This window comes from Sphingobium sp. DN12, from assembly GCF_051058005.1.
GTDB classification, from domain to species: domain Bacteria; phylum Pseudomonadota; class Alphaproteobacteria; order Sphingomonadales; family Sphingomonadaceae; genus Sphingobium; species Sphingobium yanoikuyae.
Genome location: NZ_CP173717.1, coordinates 3026986 through 3043312, shown reverse-complemented (window position 1 = coordinate 3043312; position 16327 = coordinate 3026986). Strand labels below are relative to the sequence as shown.

8 protein-coding genes are annotated in these 16327 nt (G+C 65.2%); 4 read left to right on the top strand and 4 right to left on the bottom strand.

Features of this window, described 5'->3' with window-relative positions:
• Window positions 1–13: 13 nt before the first annotated feature.
• Window positions 14–1633, top strand: a complete 1620-nt coding sequence (locus tag ACI6S0_RS14400) for a DUF5597 domain-containing protein (protein WP_434403469.1) — start codon at window positions 14–16, stop codon at window positions 1631–1633.
• A 450-nt stretch (window positions 1634–2083) separates the two neighbouring features.
• Here ACI6S0_RS14400 and ACI6S0_RS14395 read toward each other — a convergent pair whose 3' ends face one another.
• Window positions 2084–2665 (bottom strand): gluconokinase, encoded by a 582-nt coding sequence (locus ACI6S0_RS14395; RefSeq protein WP_434403468.1) that lies wholly within the window; start codon window positions 2663–2665, stop codon window positions 2084–2086.
• A 154-nt stretch (window positions 2666–2819) separates the two neighbouring features.
• On the opposite strand from ACI6S0_RS14395, the gene ACI6S0_RS14390 reads away from it, so the two are divergent.
• From ACI6S0_RS14390 to ACI6S0_RS14380, 3 genes are all read left to right on the top strand, one after another.
• Window positions 2820–5843, top strand: coding sequence for a glycosyl hydrolase family 28-related protein (locus ACI6S0_RS14390; protein WP_434403466.1), 3024 nt, complete (start codon window positions 2820–2822; stop codon window positions 5841–5843).
• 136 nt (window positions 5844–5979) lie between these two features.
• Window positions 5980–8949, top strand: a complete 2970-nt coding sequence (locus tag ACI6S0_RS14385; RefSeq protein WP_434403465.1) for a TonB-dependent receptor plug domain-containing protein — start codon at window positions 5980–5982, stop codon at window positions 8947–8949.
• 78 nt (window positions 8950–9027) lie between these two features.
• Window positions 9028–12066: a glycosyl hydrolase family 28-related protein gene (locus ACI6S0_RS14380; RefSeq protein ID WP_434403464.1), complete on the top strand. Its 3039-nt coding sequence runs from the start codon at window positions 9028–9030 to the stop codon at window positions 12064–12066.
• A gap of 4 nt (window positions 12067–12070) precedes the next feature.
• Here ACI6S0_RS14380 and ACI6S0_RS14375 read toward each other — a convergent pair whose 3' ends face one another.
• Genes ACI6S0_RS14375 through ACI6S0_RS14365 form a run of 3 tightly spaced genes read right to left on the bottom strand, consistent with a single transcriptional unit; the run spans window position 12071 to window position 16310 of the window.
• Entirely contained in the window at window positions 12071–13411 is a 1341-nt protein-coding gene (locus ACI6S0_RS14375) for a DUF1552 domain-containing protein (protein WP_010338474.1), read from the bottom strand.
• Entirely contained in the window at window positions 13408–15126 is a 1719-nt protein-coding gene (locus ACI6S0_RS14370; protein ID WP_434403463.1) for a DUF1592 domain-containing protein, read from the bottom strand. Before ACI6S0_RS14370 ends, ACI6S0_RS14375 begins: the two co-directional genes overlap by 4 nt.
• Window positions 15123–16310 (bottom strand): hypothetical protein, encoded by a 1188-nt coding sequence (locus tag ACI6S0_RS14365; RefSeq protein ID WP_434403462.1) that lies wholly within the window; start codon window positions 16308–16310, stop codon window positions 15123–15125. The genes ACI6S0_RS14370 and ACI6S0_RS14365 overlap by 4 nt, the downstream gene beginning before the upstream one ends.
• Between the last annotated feature and the right edge of the window lie 17 nt (window positions 16311–16327).

Here is a 16327-nt window from a genome sequence, read left to right as displayed (position 1 = left end):
GAGACCCGATCTGATGCGCAATCTTCTTCCCCTGCTCACGGGCGCCATGCTGCTCGCCACCCCCGCGCTCGCCCAGAATGGCGGACAAGTGCCGCATATCGAAAGCAAGAATGGCCGCCACGCCCTGATCGTCGATGGCGCGCCCTTCCTGATGCTGGGTGGCCAGGTCAATAACAGCAGCAATTATGCCACCCCCCTGAAGCAGGTCTGGGACCGGCTCGACAGCATCCATGCCAATACGGTCGAAGTGCCGGTCGCCTGGGAACAGCTGGAACCCAAGGAAGGCCAGTTCGACTACAGCTTCGTCCAGACCCTGCTTGACGAGGCGCGTGCCCATGACAAGCGCATCGTCCTCCTCTGGTTCGGCGCCTGGAAGAATACCGGCCTTGCCTATACGCCGGACTGGGTGAAGCTCGACAATCGTCGCTTCCCGCGCATGAAGACCGCCGATGGCAAGGATCATGGCGTGCTCTCGCCCCATGGCGCGGCCACGCTGGCGGCGGACAAGCGCGCCTTTTTGAAGCTCATGACCTATGTGCGCGATCATGATGCGCAGAATACGGTCATCATGGTGCAGCCCGAAAATGAGGTCGGCAGCTACCAGAATCCCCGTGACTTCAGCGCCACCGCGCAGAAACTGTTCGACGGCCCGGTCCCGGCCGAACTGACCCGTGCGCTGAAAAAGCCGGCGGGCAGCTGGAAGAGCGTGTTCGGCGATACCGCGGACCGCACCTTCAACAGCTGGTACACCGCCCGCTATATCGAGGAACTGGCCAAGGCCGGCAAGGCAATCAAGCCGCTGCCCATGTATGTGAACGCCTCGCTGACCGATCCCTACAAGCCGGTCGACCCGATGACCGTGTCGAGCGGCGGGCCGCAGGGCGACGTGATCGACATCTGGAAGGCGGCGGCCCCCTCGCTCGATTTGGCCGCGCCCGACATTTATGACCGGGGCAGCCGCAACGTCTTCAAGCATCTCGATCTCTACACAAGGCCCGACAATGCGCTGATGGTGCCCGAAATCGGCAATGCCGCCGAATATGCGCGCTATTTCTGGTCGGCGCTGGGGCGCGGCGCGATCGGCTTCGCGCCCTTCGGCATGGATGATGCCGACTATTTCAACTATCCGCTCGGCGCCAAGAGCTTCGACGATGCGACCATCCACGCCTTTGCCTCGAAATTCGGCGTACTCGGCGCGGCGATGCGTCCCTGGGCGAAGATCGCCTTCGCCCATCCGACCTGGGGCGCGGCACGGCCGGACGACGGCACGCCGCTCAGCACCACCATGGGCGACTGGACGGTCACGGCCAGCTTTGGCCAGTGGCAGTTCGGCCAGCGCGAATGGTTCCCCAATGCCGACACCCCGGCTTGGGACAAGGCGATGGTCGGCGGCATGGTCGTGGCGCAGCTGTCGGCCAATGAATTTCTCTTCACCGGCGACCATGTCCGGGTCCAGTTCGGCGCGCGCGAAGGCGCCCCGGCCAACGGCATGATCGTCAAGGTCGAGGAAGGCCATTTCGAAGGCGATAACTGGGTGTTCGATCGCATCTGGAACGGCGACCAGACCGATTATGGCCTCAACATCATCGACCAGCCGGTCTGGCTCAAGGTGACGATGGGCCGCTATCGCTGAGCCGCACGCGACCCAATTCCTCCCCAAGCTTGCTTGGGGAGGGGGACCGCCGCAGGCGGTGGAGGGGCACAAGCCCAATAGCGCAGCACTAATAGGCTCCTGCCCCTCCGTCAGCGCTTCGCGCTGCCACCTCCCCGTTCCGGGGAGGAATGTCCGACATTGATCGCCTGCGGTCGTCTGGCGGCGCTTTCCTACTTGGTCTTTCTCTGATCTATCCTGCCGGATGGAACAGACCCCTCTTCCGCCATCACGCCTTTCTCCGGTTCGCTATTCGGCGTCGCGCGCGCCGCCCGGTGCCGGTCCGACTGTCGCCTTGCTGTCGCTTCACTGTCGCCTGATTGTCGCGTCGGAAGCGCGCCAGTGTCGCGTCACTGTCGCTTCGTCGGCGCGTGGCAGGCGCATTACGCCCATTTTCGGCCCGCTATCGCTGGCTATCGACACTATGAACTTTCAACTGTCGCGTCGGTGTGACCCTATCCCAGCCAGGCTAGATCCCAGCCAGGCCAACGCCCGGTCGCGCAGCTCGCTCGCCGGGACATTTGTGGTCAGGATCATCGCGCCTTCCTCTGGCAGCGGCGGTTCCAGCGTGGCGAGCTGGCTGTCGAGCAGGCTGGCGGGCATATAATGGCCCGGCCTATTGCCCAGCCGCGCCAGCAGTTCGTCGCGGTCATTGTCGAGCAGGATGAAATGCACCGGCACGCCGATCGCCGCGCGCAGCCGGTCGCGGTAGGTGCGCTTCAATGCCGAGCAGGCGGCAACCGCCACGCCCTGCGCCGCCACCGTGCCCGCGATCGCCGCGCCCAGCCGGTCGAGCCAGGGCCAGCGATCCGCGTCGGTCAGCGCTTCCCCGCCGCGCATCTTTTCCACCGCCGCCGCCGAATGATAGCTGTCCCCCTCCAGGAAGGGGCAGTCCAGCGCCTGCGCCAGCATCGCGCCCAGCGTCGACTTGCCGCAGCCGCTGACCCCCATGACGATGATGGCGCGTCCCACGGCTTTGGGCGAAACGGGGGCAGGGTCGGCGGAAATCGGCAAGCGGGCGTCCTTGGTCGCTGGGGCAGGGGGATTGGTTTTCCCGCTATAAGGCCGCGCCACCCCACAGGAAAACTACGACCTTTGTCGCAAGTGCCAAGCCGCGACCGCTCCCCTAGCCATGCACCATCTATAAAAATGAGGATGGGAGGCGGACATGATCGGACGCAACATGATTGCGGCTTTGCTGGCGGCAACAAGCATTGGCGCACCGGCCTTCGCCGCGACGACCTCGGTTTTCCCCGTGGCACCGGCCGAGCCTCATGCCGTGACGGTGAAGGCCGTCGGCGATGGCCGTGCCGACGACAGCGCCGCCATCCAGCAGGCACTCGATCAGGCCCGCGACGCGACCGGCCATGGCATCGTCTTCCTGCCATCGGGCACCTATCGCATCACCCGTTCGCTGATCGTGCCGGCGGGCGTGCGCGTCTATGGCGTCGGCCCGACCCGGCCGGTGCTGTTGCTGGGCGCCAATACGCCGGGCTTCCAGCAGGGCGTGTCGACCATGGTGATCTTCGCGGGCGGCGATCAATATCAGGTCGGCAAGGTGCCGGTCCCGGTGCCGACCGTCGTGCCCCGCGACAAGATCGTTCGCGATGCCAATTCGGGCACCTTCTATTCGTCGATGAGCAATGTCGATATCGAGATTGGCGCGGGCAATCCGGCCGCCGCCGGCGTGCGCTTCCGCATGGCCCAGCATGCTTTCTTGAGCCATATGGAATTCCGCCTCGGCACCGCCTTTGCCGGCGTCTATCAGGCCGGAAACGTGATCGAGAATGTCCATTTCCAGGGCGGTCGATATGGCATCGTCACCGAAAAGACCTCGCCCGCCTGGCAGTTCACCCTGCTCGATTCGACCTTCGACGGTCAGCGCGACGCGGCGATCCGCGAGCATGAGGTCGACCTTACCCTTGTCAATGTCGCGATCAGGAACACCCCGGTCGGGATCGAGATCGACCGCGGCTACAGCGACAGCCTCTGGGGCAAGGAGGTCCGGTTCGAAAATGTGTCGAAGGCCGGGGTCATCATCTCGAACGAGAAGAATGTCTTCACCCAGATCGGGTTTGACAATGCGCTTGCCGTGAACAGCCCGGTCTTCGCCCGCTTCCGCGACAGCGGCAGGACGGTCGACGGCAAGGGCAAGGCCTATAAGGTCGCCAATTTCTCCTATGGCCTCGCCGTCCCCGCACTCGGCCACACGGGCGACTATGCCACCACCGCCGACATCCAGCCGCTCTCCGCCATGCCGGCGCCGCGCGCGTCCGCGATCCGCGACCTGCCGCCGATGGACCAGTGGGTCAATGTCCGCACCCTGGGCGCGGTCGGCGACGGCAAGGCGGACGACACCGCCGCCCTGCAAAAGGCGATCGACGCCAACCGCATCCTCTATTTCCCGACCGGCTTCTACAAGGTGACGGACAGGCTGACCCTGCGCCCGGACAGCATCCTCATCGGTCTGCACCCGGCCATCACCCAGCTCTTCATTCCCGACAACAATCCCAATCATGCCGGCGTCGGCGCCGTCCTGCCGATCCTCGAAAGCCGCAAGGGCGGCGACAATATCCTCTCGGGCCTCGGCCTTTTCACCGGCCGGGTGAACCCGCGCGCCTCCGCCCTGCTCTGGCGGTCTGGCGAACAGAGCCTGGTCGAGGACGTCAAGATCATGGGCGGCGGCGGCACGCCGACCGCCGATGGCAAGATGCTCGGCACGCTGCGCGTCAACACCGGCGACCCGGTCACCGACAGCCGGCTCGACGCCCAATATCCCAGCATCTGGGTGACGGACGGCGGCGGCGGCACCTTCGCCGACGTGTGGAGCCCCAACAGCTTTGCCCAGGCGGGCTTCTACATCACCGACACCGACACGCCCGGCCATGTCTATGAAATGTCGGTCGAACATCATGCCCGCAACGAATTCGTGCTCGATAACGTCCACAACTGGGAGTTCCTGGCCCCCCAGACCGAACAGGAAGTGGATGACGGCCCCGACGCCATCTCGCTCGACATCCGCAACTCCAGCAACCTGCTGTTCGCCAACTATCATGGCTATCGCGTCACCCGCACCTATGCGCCGGAAAAGAGCGCGGTGAAGATCACCAATTCGGGCAATATCCGCTTCCGCAACGTCCATGTGAATGGCGAGAGCGGCTATGCCACCTGCGACGATGAGGGCTGCGGCACCTTCCTGCGGGCCAGCAAATATCCGTTCGACAATGCGATCGAGGATGTCAGCCGCAAGCTGCTGGTCCGCGAACGCGAATTTGCCGCACTGGACATCGGCCCGGCCGGCAGTGCCGTTCCGGCGGTCGCACCGTCCGGCACCAAGGTCGAGAAGCTGGAGGATGGCTTCTGGTCCATCTCCGGCGCGGCGGTGGACGCGCAAGGGCAGCTCTATTTCATCGACCGCCGCTTCCAGCGCATCCACCGCTGGAGCGAGGGCAAGGGGCTGGAGATCGTCCGCGACCATGCGCTCGATCCGGTCAATCTCGCCATCGACGCCTCGGGCCATGTCCTGGTCCTGTCCTCGCTCGGCGCGAAGGGGGGCGCCTATTCGTTCGACCCGGCCGGCCCCAAGGACGCGCTGACGCTGATCCAGCCGACCCCGGTGCGCAGCACTGGCGCGGCCAAGACGCTGCTGCCGGTCAACTGGTGGAATAATGGCGAGTTTCGCGACCAGCTCGACCCCAAGACCTACGAGTTCACGACGCTGGCAGAAATGTTCGCCCGCGACGTCGGCACGCCCAAGGCCAAGGAATATCTCTCCCCCGACGGCAGCCTGTCCCTGCCGGCCTTCCGCGTCTGGCAGCAGGGGCCGATCGACCATACCGGCTGGCGCTGGTCCGATGGCCTCAACGCCAATGGCTTCGTTTCCGGCAAGATCGGCGATCGCCTGTTCGTCACCAACGGGTCGGAAAATATCACCTATAGCGGCACGGTGGGCGCAGGCGGCACGCTGACGGCGCTGAAGCCCTTCGCCAATCGCGGCGGCGAGAGCGTCGCGGTGGACGGGCAGGGCCGGGTGTTCGTCGCCAATGGCCAGATCTTCGTCTACGGCGCGGACGGCAAGGAAACCGGCCGCATCGACGTGCCCGACCGGCCGCTCCAGATCCTGTTCGGCGGCCCCGACAAGCGCACGCTTTTCATCCTGACGCACCACGCGCTTTACGCCGCAAAGCCCTGAAATAGCGACGGTTCGCCGCCGCCTACGACCTATGTCGTAAGTGCGGTGGCGACCGCTCGGGATTAATACTCACACAATAGCCCGCCATGGGCGCGCCGACGCCGGGAGGGCGCCTGGTGACAAGAGGGGAAGAGGAATGAACGTGCAGATCGCAATCCATCGGCATATGGCGGGCGTCAGCCTGGCCGCCGTCGCCATCATGGCGCTGGCCGGCACCGCCCAGGCCCAGACCGAACCGGCACCCGAACCTGCGCCGCAGGCCCAGACGAGCGAAACGCCGGCATCGCAGAGCGCCGACATCATCGTCACCGGATCGCGCATCACCACCAGCGGCTTCAATGCGCCGACGCCAACCACCGTCATCGGTGAGGAGCAGATCGCCAACAACGCCCAGCCGAACATCTTCAACACCATCGCCCAGTTGCCCTCGCTCCAGGGTTCGACCGGCGCCGCCACCGGCACCTTCTCCACCTCCAGCGGCCAGCAGGGCCTCAGCTCCTTCTCGCTGCGTGGCCTGGGCGCGATCCGCACCCTGACCCTGCTCGACGGCCAGCGCGTCGTCGGCGCCAATGTCACCGGCGTGCCCGACATCTCGATGTTCCCGCAACTGCTGGTGAAGCGCGTCGACGTCGTCACCGGCGGTGCCTCGGCCTCCTACGGCTCGGATGCGGTTGGCGGCGTGGTCAACTTCATCACCGACACCCATTTCGAAGGCTTCAAGGGCAATGTCCTGGGCAGCATCACCAAATATGGCGATGACGAAACCGCGCTGGTCCAGGCCGCCTATGGCAAATCCTTCATGGACGATCGCCTGCATGTCGTGGTCAGCGGCGAATATGACCATGAAGGCGGCGTGGGCGCCGGCGACTTCGGCACCGACCTGGCCGGCAGCCGCAACTGGTATCGCGCCACCACGCTGATGAATACCGGCCAGACCAACAATGGCCTGCCGCAATATAATTACCGCGATTATGCCCAGCCCTATCAATATGCCCGCTACGGCCTGATCAATAATGGCCCGTTGCAGGGCATCGCCTTCGACCAGAATGGCAATCCCTACCAGTTCAACTATGGCTCGAACGGCACGCCGACCGGGACCGGCGCGGTCACCAACTGCTATCGCGGCAACAGCTTCTGCGAGGGCGGCGACCTGTCGGGCGCGCCCGGCTCGGGCGCCTCGCTCAAATCCTCGCTGGAGCGCATCAACGGCTATGGCCGGATCGGCTATGATTTCGCCGACAACAACGAAGCCTATGTCACGGTCAATGTCGCGCAGGTGAAGACCAACAACCAGCCCAGCCCCGGCTATGGCCGCGCCAACCTGACCGTCCAATGCTCCAACCCCTATCTGCCGCAGCTGGTGCGTGATCGTTGCGCCACCGCCGGCATCACCTCCTTCGGCTTCGGTTCGTCCAACGCCGCCTTCCCCGATCCGCAGGTCTATACCGATCGCAAGCAATATCGCTTCGTCGCCGGTGCCAAGGGCAAGTTCGGCGCGGCCGGCACCGACTGGAATTATGACGCCTATTATGAACATGGCATCACCATCTCGGACATCCGGGTGAAGGATATCGTGCTGCAGAACCGCTATGCTGCGGCGGCCAATGCGATCACCCTCAACGGCGCGATCGTCTGCGCCGATCCGGCCGCTCGCGCGCTGGGTTGCCAGCCGATCAACATCTTCGGCGGCTTCACCCCCTCGGCGGCCGCGCTCGCCTATGTCGCGCCGCATGACAATGGTCCGTTCCAGCACACCAAGCTGACCCAGGACGTCGCCAGCCTCAACTTCTCGGGCAATCCGGTGGAATTGTGGGCAGGGCCGCTTTCGGTCGCCTTCGGTGCGGAATATCGCCGCGAATTCTACCGCGTGAACGCCGATCCCTATGGCGCGGGCGTGTCCGATCTCAGTCCGAACAGCGCCGATTATCCGGCCGACCCGCTGCTCAATGGCGCACAGGGCAGCAACTGGGCAGCCGGCAACTACAAGAACGGTCGCGGCAAATATGAAGTCTATGAAGGCTTCGTGGAAATCGACATGCCGCTGTTCGACAGCGAAGCGGTCGGCCGCGCCAATTTGAACGCCGCGGGCCGTGGCACCCATTACAGCACGTCGGGCACGGTCTGGGCGTGGAAGGTCGGCGGCACCTGGGACACACCGCTCGACGGCATCCGCTTGCGCGCCGTTACCTCGCGCGACGTCCGGGCGCCCAACCTGTCGGAACTGTTCGCAGCGCCGACCGTCACGACCCTGCCGAACTTCAGCGATCCCTTCCAGGGCGCAGCGGTTCAGGCATTCCAGAACACCATCGGCAATCCCAATTTGAAGCCGGAAATTGCCCGCAACACCGAAATCGGTATCGTGCTGGCGCGTCCCTCCTGGCTGCCGGGGCTCAGCCTGTCGTTCGACTATTATGACATCAAGCTGAAGGGCGTCGTCTCCAGCCTGTCGGCACAGCAGATCGTCCAGTTCTGCTATGACGGCAATCAGGCCTTCTGCGGCGGCTTCAGCCTCGACAATGCTAACCCCAGCCTCAACTATATCAATGTCCAGCCGTTCAACCTTGCCTCCTGGCGGACCAGCGGCTTCGATATCGAGGCGAGCTATCAGTGGCAGCAGCCCTTGGGCCTGCCGGGCAATTTCACCGTCCGCGCACTTGGCACCCATATCCGCAAGTTCATCGTCAACGCCGGCATTGCCGGTGTCGATCCGGTCGACCAGGCTGGCGCCAACAACGGCAACACGCCCGACTGGAAATGGCTGGCGGTGCAGACCTATGACAGCGGCAAGTTCAGCCTGACGGTGCAGGAACGCTGGATCAGCGACGGCACCTTCGGCAATCAATATGTGGTCTGCCAGTCGTCCTGCCCGACCTCGACCGCGAACCACCCGACCATCGACTATAACAAGATGAAAGGGGCCTTCTATGTCGACATCGGCGCCACCTTCAAGTTCAGCGACCGTGTGTCCCTCTATGGCAAGGTCGACAATCTGTTCGACAAGGATCCGGTCGCCTCGCCCCAGACCAACACCGGTCTCGATATCAACCCGGCGCTCTACGACACGCTGGGCCGCATCTACCGCGCCGGTGTCCGCTTCAATTTCTGATAAAACATAACATCTCTCCCCCCAAACTTGTCCCGGTCCTGCACGGCCGGGACATCTTCTTTTTACGGAGCCTGATAGATGTATCGTGGATTGAGCGGAGCCTGCGCATCCGTCCTGCTGTGCCTTGCCGCAGCACAGCCCGCCGCCGCTTCCCCGTCCGTCTATACCGCCATGCCCGACGATGCGCGCGCCGTGACGGTGAAGGCCGTGGGCGATGGCCGCGCCGATGACAGCGCCGCGATCCAGCAGGCGCTCGATGCCGCCGCCGCGACGCCCGGCGGCGGCATCGTCTTCCTGCCCCAGGGCACCTATCGCATCAGCCGCACCCTGTTACTGTGGCCGGGTGTGCGCATCTTTGGCATCGGCGCCCAGCGCCCGGTGATCCTGCTCGGCGCCAACACGCCCGGTTTCCAACGCGGCGTCGCCCATATGCTGATCTTCACCGGCGGCAAGCGCCAGACCGACAAGGAAAGCTGGCCCGCGGCCTTCCCGCCGGCCGGCAGCGTGCCGTTCGACAAGACAATTGCCGACGCCAATCCGGGCACCTTCTATTCCGCGCTCGGCAATATCGATTTCCGCATCATGGACGGCAATCCGGCGGCGACCGCGATCCGCTTCCATTCCGCCCAGCACAGTTTCGTCAGCCATGTCGATTTCGACATCGGATCGGGCCTCGCCGGCCTCTACCATGTCGCCAACGAGGCGGAGGATCTGCACTTCAAGGGCGGCCGCTATGGCATCCTCGCGGAAAAGACCTCGCCGGCCTGGCCCTTCGCCCTGGTCGATGCCACGTTCGAGGGACAGCGCGACGCCGCCATTCGCGAGCATGAGGCGGGGCTGACCCTGCTCAATGTCGCTTTCCGCAATGTGCCGGTCGGGATCGAGATTGACCGGGGCTATGGCGACTGGCTCTGGGGCCAGGATGTCCGGTTCGAAAATGTGTCGAAGGCCGGCGTCATCATCTCCAACGAGAAGAATGTCTATACCCAGATCGGCTTCCAGAATGTGCTGGCCGCCAACACGCCCACCTTTGCCCGCTTCCGCGAAAGCGGCCGGACGGTGGCGGGGCAGGGGAAGGCTTACAAGGTCTCCTCCTTCACCCATGGCCTGACCCTGCCGGGCCTTGGCCGGATCGGCGACTACAAGACCGACATGCAGGCGCAGCCGATCGCCGGCCTGCCGGCGCCCGGCGCGCCCGCCATTCGCCCGTTGCCGCCCGTCGCCGAATGGGTGAATGTCCGCACCTTGGGGGCGAAGGGCGACAATAGCACGGACGACACCGCCGTGCTGCAAAAGGCGATCGACGGCCATCGCGTCGTCTACCTCCCCGCCGGCTTCTACAAGGTCAGCGATACGTTGCGGCTGCGCGCCGACACGGTGCTGCTTGGCCTCCACCCCAGCCTGACCCAGATCGTCCTGCCCGATGGCACGCCTGCCTTCCAGGGCGTCGGCGCACCCAAGGCGCTCATTGAAAGCGCGCAGGGCGGTGACGCGATCGTCGCCGGCCTGGCGCTCGACACCAATGGCGCCAATCCGCGCGCGACCGGCCTGTTGTGGAAGGCCGGCGCCAGTTCCATGGTCAACGACGTCAAGTTCCAGGGCGGCCATGGCACCGATGCCTTCGACGGCAGCCGGCGCACCCCCTACAACAACAACGCCACCGCCGATCCCGATGCATCGCGCCGCTGGGGTGGCCAATATGCCAGCCTCTGGGTGACGCAGGGGGGCGGAGGCACCTTCGCCAATATCTGGAGTCCCAGCACCTTCGGCCATCCGGGCATCTTGATCTCCGACACGGACACGCCGGGCCGGTTGATCCAGGCCTCGGTCGAACATCATGTCCGCACCGAAATCGGCCTCAACCGCGTCGCAAACTGGGAATTGCTGGCGCCCCAGACCGAGGGGGAGGCGGGCGAGAGCGGCGATGCCGTCGCGCTCGAAATCCGCGACTCCCGTAACATCCTGGTCGCCAATTTCCACGGCTATCGCGTCACCCGCACGCGCAAGCCTGCGCCGACCGCCGTGTCGCTCTACAATTCCCACGACATCCGCTTCCGCAACGTCCATGTGAACGCGGAAAGCGGGGTCGGCACCTGCGATGAAAATGGCTGCGGCACCTTCCTGCGCCTCACCAAATATCCGTTCGAGAATGCGATTCAGGACATCACCCACGGCCTGGAAGTGCGCGAACGCGAATTCGCTGTGCTGGACGTGCCGGCGAAACCCGATCCGGTCGCCCCCTCGACCTTCGGCGGCGCCAGCGTGGAGAAGCTCGCTGACGGCTTCTATGGCCTGGGCGGCGGCGCGGTGGACGCACAGGGCCGGCTCTATTTCATCGACCGTTTCTTCCAGCGCATCTGGCGCTGGTCCGACGCGGGCCGGCTGGAGATGATCCGCGACGCCGCGCTCGATCCGATCAACCTGACCATCGACAAGTCGGGCAATCTGCTCGTTCTCTCTTCCTATGGCCGCAACGGCACCGTCTACAGCGTCACCCCCGGTGCGCCCGACACGCAGGTCAGCGTCATCCCGGCGACGCCTGCGGGGCAGGGCGCTGTCGCCACCATCTTCCCGGTCAACTGGTGGGTGAATGGCGAGTTCAGAGACCAGATCGATCCCAAGACCTATCAGTTCACCACGCTTGCCGACATGTTCGCCCGCGATACCGCCCAGTCCAATGCGCAGGCCTATGTCTCGCCCGACGGCAGCATCGCCCTGCCGGCCTGGCGCGTCTTCGCCCAGGGACCGGTCGACCATCGCGGCCTGCGCTTCTCCCACACGCTCGACAGCTATGGCTTCGTTCAGGGCAAGCCGGGCCAGCGCATCTATGTCACCAACGGATCGGAAAACCGCACCTATAGCGCGCTGGTCGCCGGCAACGGTACGCTGATCGACCTCAAGCCCTTCGCCGATCGTGGCGGGGAGGGCGTGGTGAGCGACGCGCAGGGCCGGGTCTATGTCGCCAATGGCCAGGTCTTCGTCTACGCGCCCGACGGCAAGCCGATCGGTCGGATCGATGTGCCCGAACGGCCGCTACAGCTGCTGTTCGGCGGCCCGGACGGCAAGACCCTGTTCATGCTGTCGCACCACGGCCTTTACGCGGCGCGGGTGGAATAGGGGATCAAACTATCAGTCCGGGGATGATCTTGTTCGTCTCCAGACTGCCTGTGCCCCAACGGTCGACCGGCACGCCCATCGCCTGTTGCAGGGTCAGGCCGACCCGGCTGACCGGCGATCCGTCGCCGGTGATATATTGGCCGGTATGGATGCGTCCGCCGGCCGATCCGGCCGTCATCATCGGGATATTGTCGATGGTGTGGAATTTGGCGAACTCGGTCTCGCTATGGGCAAAGACCAGGCTGTTATCCAGCAGGGTGCGGTCGCCTTCCTTCACCGCATCCATCGCCTTGATGAAATAGGTCCAGGCCTCCATGCACTTGTCGACATAGAAGGTGACTTCGGGCTGATAGCCCAGCCGGTTGTCCAGCACCTCCTCATGGGTCAGCTGATGATGGGTGATGGTGCTGCCCACGCGCGTCAGCGACGATGCGCCATTGTTGAAGTTCATGTTGAACAGGCGGACATTGTCGCAGGCCATCGCCATTACCAGCAGGTCGGTCATGATCTCGTGATTGCGCATGACATTCTCGATCTCGGCATTGACGGGCAGGTCGGGCACCTTGGGCGGGACGACACAGGCCTGCATCGGTGCCGGCTTGGTCAGTTGCACGTCGAGCTGGTTTTCAAGCTGCCGCAGCGAGGTGAAATACTGGTCGAGCCGCTGCCTGTCGGCCGCGCCCAGCCGCGCCTCCAGCGCCTGCCGCTGGTCGGACACGCCGGACAGGACACTGCGCCGCGCCATGACCGCCGGATCGGGGGTGAAGGTCGCGCTGTTGGGATCATGGAAGCCCGCGCCGAACAGCCTTGTATACAGGGCGGCGGGCGACACTTCCGCCGGGTTGAGATTGCCATTGCCGCGCCCGGACAGCGAATTGCGCGGATCGCCGGTCGCCGACAGTTCGATCGAGCGGAAACGGGTACGGGTGCCGATCACATCGCCGATCGACACGTCGAAGGACGGCCCCGGCAGGCCCCGGTCGGAATCGATCGCCATGCCGGTGCGGATGCCGATGCCGCCGCTGATGTGCGGCAGGTTGGGCTTGCCATCGAGCGGCAGGGTGAAATCGCCCAGGATATTGACCTTGTGCTTGAGCGCCTCGATCGAGGCCAGCTCGACCTTCAGCTCATAATCCTTGCCGGCGGCGCTGGGAAACCAGCGCGGCGGATTGACGCCCAGCCCCCAGAACCAGGTGCCGAAACGGATCGGCATCGGCGCGCCGGTCGCCGCCATGGCGGTGCCGTTGCCGTCGAGGAAGATATCGAGCAGCGGCAGGCCGACGGCCACGGCCATGCCGTTGACCATGCCGCGCAGCGCAGTGCGGCGATCGAGGGTGAAGCTCATGGGCGGTCTCCTTCGCGGATATGCGGGCTGGTCATCATCGCGACCTGCGGCTTGGCCAGCGGTGGGGTGCTGACGCGATAGGCATCGGCCATGGTCGCGACGCGCAGGAACAGCGCCTGGATGCGATAGCCGTCGGCGGCGAAGCCCTGTTCCAGCGCCATGGCCGTCGCCTCCTCATCTTCCGGCATACGCCCGGTCGCATATTGGAAGGCGCGGCCGGCGACGCATTCGGTGGTCGACTTGCTCGCCGCCAGCGCCTGGCCCAGGCCGACATTGCCCTGAAAGGCCGTGCCCTCAAACACGCCGGCGGTATCGATCGGCGCGTCATTCTCGGTCCGGCGGAAGGCGCCGATGCCGTCGAACCGCTCCAGCGGCAGGCCTAGCGGGTCGGTGATCTTGTGGCAGGCGGCACAGACCGGATCGCTGTTATGGGCGTTCAGGCGAATGCGCGCGGTCGGCATCGCCTTGTTGCCGACATCCTGCACGGCGGTGAAATTGACGTTGCCTGGCGGGTTGGGCACCGGCTGGCACAGCAGCAGCTCGCGGATCGCCCGGCCGCGCAGGGTCGGCGAACTGCGGCCCGAATGGGAATAGAGCGCCAGGAAACCGGCCTGGCCCAGCAGCCCGGCGCGATCGTCGCCATCGGCAAATTCATAGGGCATCCAGCCCTGCATGCTGGACACCTTGGCCTGATAGAGCGGCCCCAGCGCCCGGTTGATGAAGGTCCGCCGGGTGGTGAACAGGTCGCGATAATCGCCCTGCCGCGTCACCAGCTGGTCGACGATCATGCGCAGCATCTGTTCGGACAGGGCCGACGCCACATCGGGGTTGAAGCGGGGATAGACGATCTGGTCCTTGGCCATTTCGTCGAACTTCTCGAACAGCAGCATGTCGGCGAAGAAGGCGCGCACGCCATCCTCCAGCCGGGGCGAACGCACCATCTTCTGCGCGATCGCCGCAAGCTGGGCCGGATCGGTCAGCTTGCCCTCGTCGGCCGCGCGCAGCAGCGCCTCATTGGGCGTCGTGTTCCACAGCAGATAGCTCAGCCGCGCGGCGCGGGCATGGTTGTCGAGCCGCAGGCTGCCGGGCGCCTCCGGGTCGGGCTCGGCGCTCTCGATGATGTAGAGGAATTGTGGCGATACCAGCATGGCGGCGAGGGCCAGCTGCATCCCGTCATAGAAGCCCTGGCCATCGCCAGCGCCCTTGCCGGCCATCATGACGAAGGCGCCGATCTCCTCCTGAGTCATCGGCCGGCGAAACAGGTAGCGACCGATCGGCATCAGCGTCCGTGCGGCGCAATCGGCATCGGGCGCGGCCGCATCGCGCGGGACGCAGGGCATGAACTGGGTGCGGCGATCCGGCGCGAACACCTGCGCGGCGATGTTCCGCGCCATCGCGTCGAACTGCTCCAGCCCGGCGGGCGATATGGTCGATGCGCTGGCGCCGGTCGCGATCAGCTCATGCACCGGCCGCACGATCGGCTCGAACCGGCCGGCGACCTTGATGTCGGGGCCGAAAATATCCGCGATGCTGTTGCGATATTGCGCTTCGGTCAGGCGGCGCATCCCCGCCACCTGGCCCAGCGGCGTCTTCAAGGGCGCGAAGCTGGCGTCGGGCGTGGCGGCGGTCTGCGGCGCCTTCTCGACCGTGCAGGCGCTCAGCAGCAACCCGGCGAGCAGCGTCCAGCGCGCCCTGTGGCGAAACGGCCGGCTCATCGCTGCGCCACCTTGGCCTGGGGCAGGCGGTCGGTGACGAAGGCGGGCACGGCCCAGGCCTCCATGCCGCTGGAAATGCGGCGGCATTGGCCGGTCGCCGGATCGCGATCGCCATCGGCCATTGCCTTCAAGGCGGCATACATGGCGGCGCAGTCATAGCCTGCCGTGGTCGCCGCGCCCTCGCCACCGACCGAGGCGCTCGCCATCACGTTCCAGATCGGCTGATAACCGCCGACGATGCCCTTGATCGATCCGTCCGACTGGAAGGTGAAGCGCAGCCGCGCTTTGGTGAAATCATATTCGTTGCGCCGGCCACGAATGTCCCGCTCCGACCCTTGCCCCCAATTCTGCTTCAGACGGATATGGGCCGGTTCGGTGGTCAGCACGCCGTTGACGATCCGCCCTTTCAGCATATTGCGATGATCGGCATTGGCGGTGACGCTGTAGCTGGCGCCGGGAATGAAATTCTGGCGCGAATCCACCACCGCCCGATCCTCGGTATTGGCGTAGATCACCGTCACGTCGGGATCATTCTCCAGACTGTCGACGCCGGTCAGCAGCAGCACCTGGCTATGTTCGCCGCTGACCAGAAACTGGGTCAGGCCCTTGACGATATCGCCGCCCGTGCCGTCGACCCCGCGCCAGGTCCGCACGCAGCCCATTGCCCGCCACATCTGGTTGTCGACGCCCGGCTCGCCGGCTGGCCCGGTAAAATTGGCATGGCCGCAGCTGTCGTCCGCCGCCGCGCCACCCGCATCATCGTCCAGGTTCAGTCCCTGTGCGACCTTGCCTTGAACCATGCGCTGGGGCGGCCGGTCGAACTTGTCGGGATGGGTGCAGATGTTGAGATTGTCGGGTCCGAAGGCATAGCCGGTCCAGCGCGCGGTCAGTTCCTTCTCGTTCGCCTTTTCCAGCAGCCGCGTCCGCTCGCCCGCCGGCTGGGTCTGGAGATAATTTTCGCGTAGGGTGGCGGCCAGGCCCTGCGGGCAATCCTCCTTGCCCTGATAGATGGCGGGCGCGAAATGGCTGACGACGAAACCCATCTCGCCATTGGCCGGCGGGGCGGGCAGTGCTGCGGGTTTTGCGGGGGCATCCCCCTGCGCTGACACCGATGCCGGCACCGACGCCGCGAGCGGCAGCGCGCCCAGCAGCAGGATCAGTTTGCGATGATTCTGCACGATCATCCTCTCCTTGCGAAATG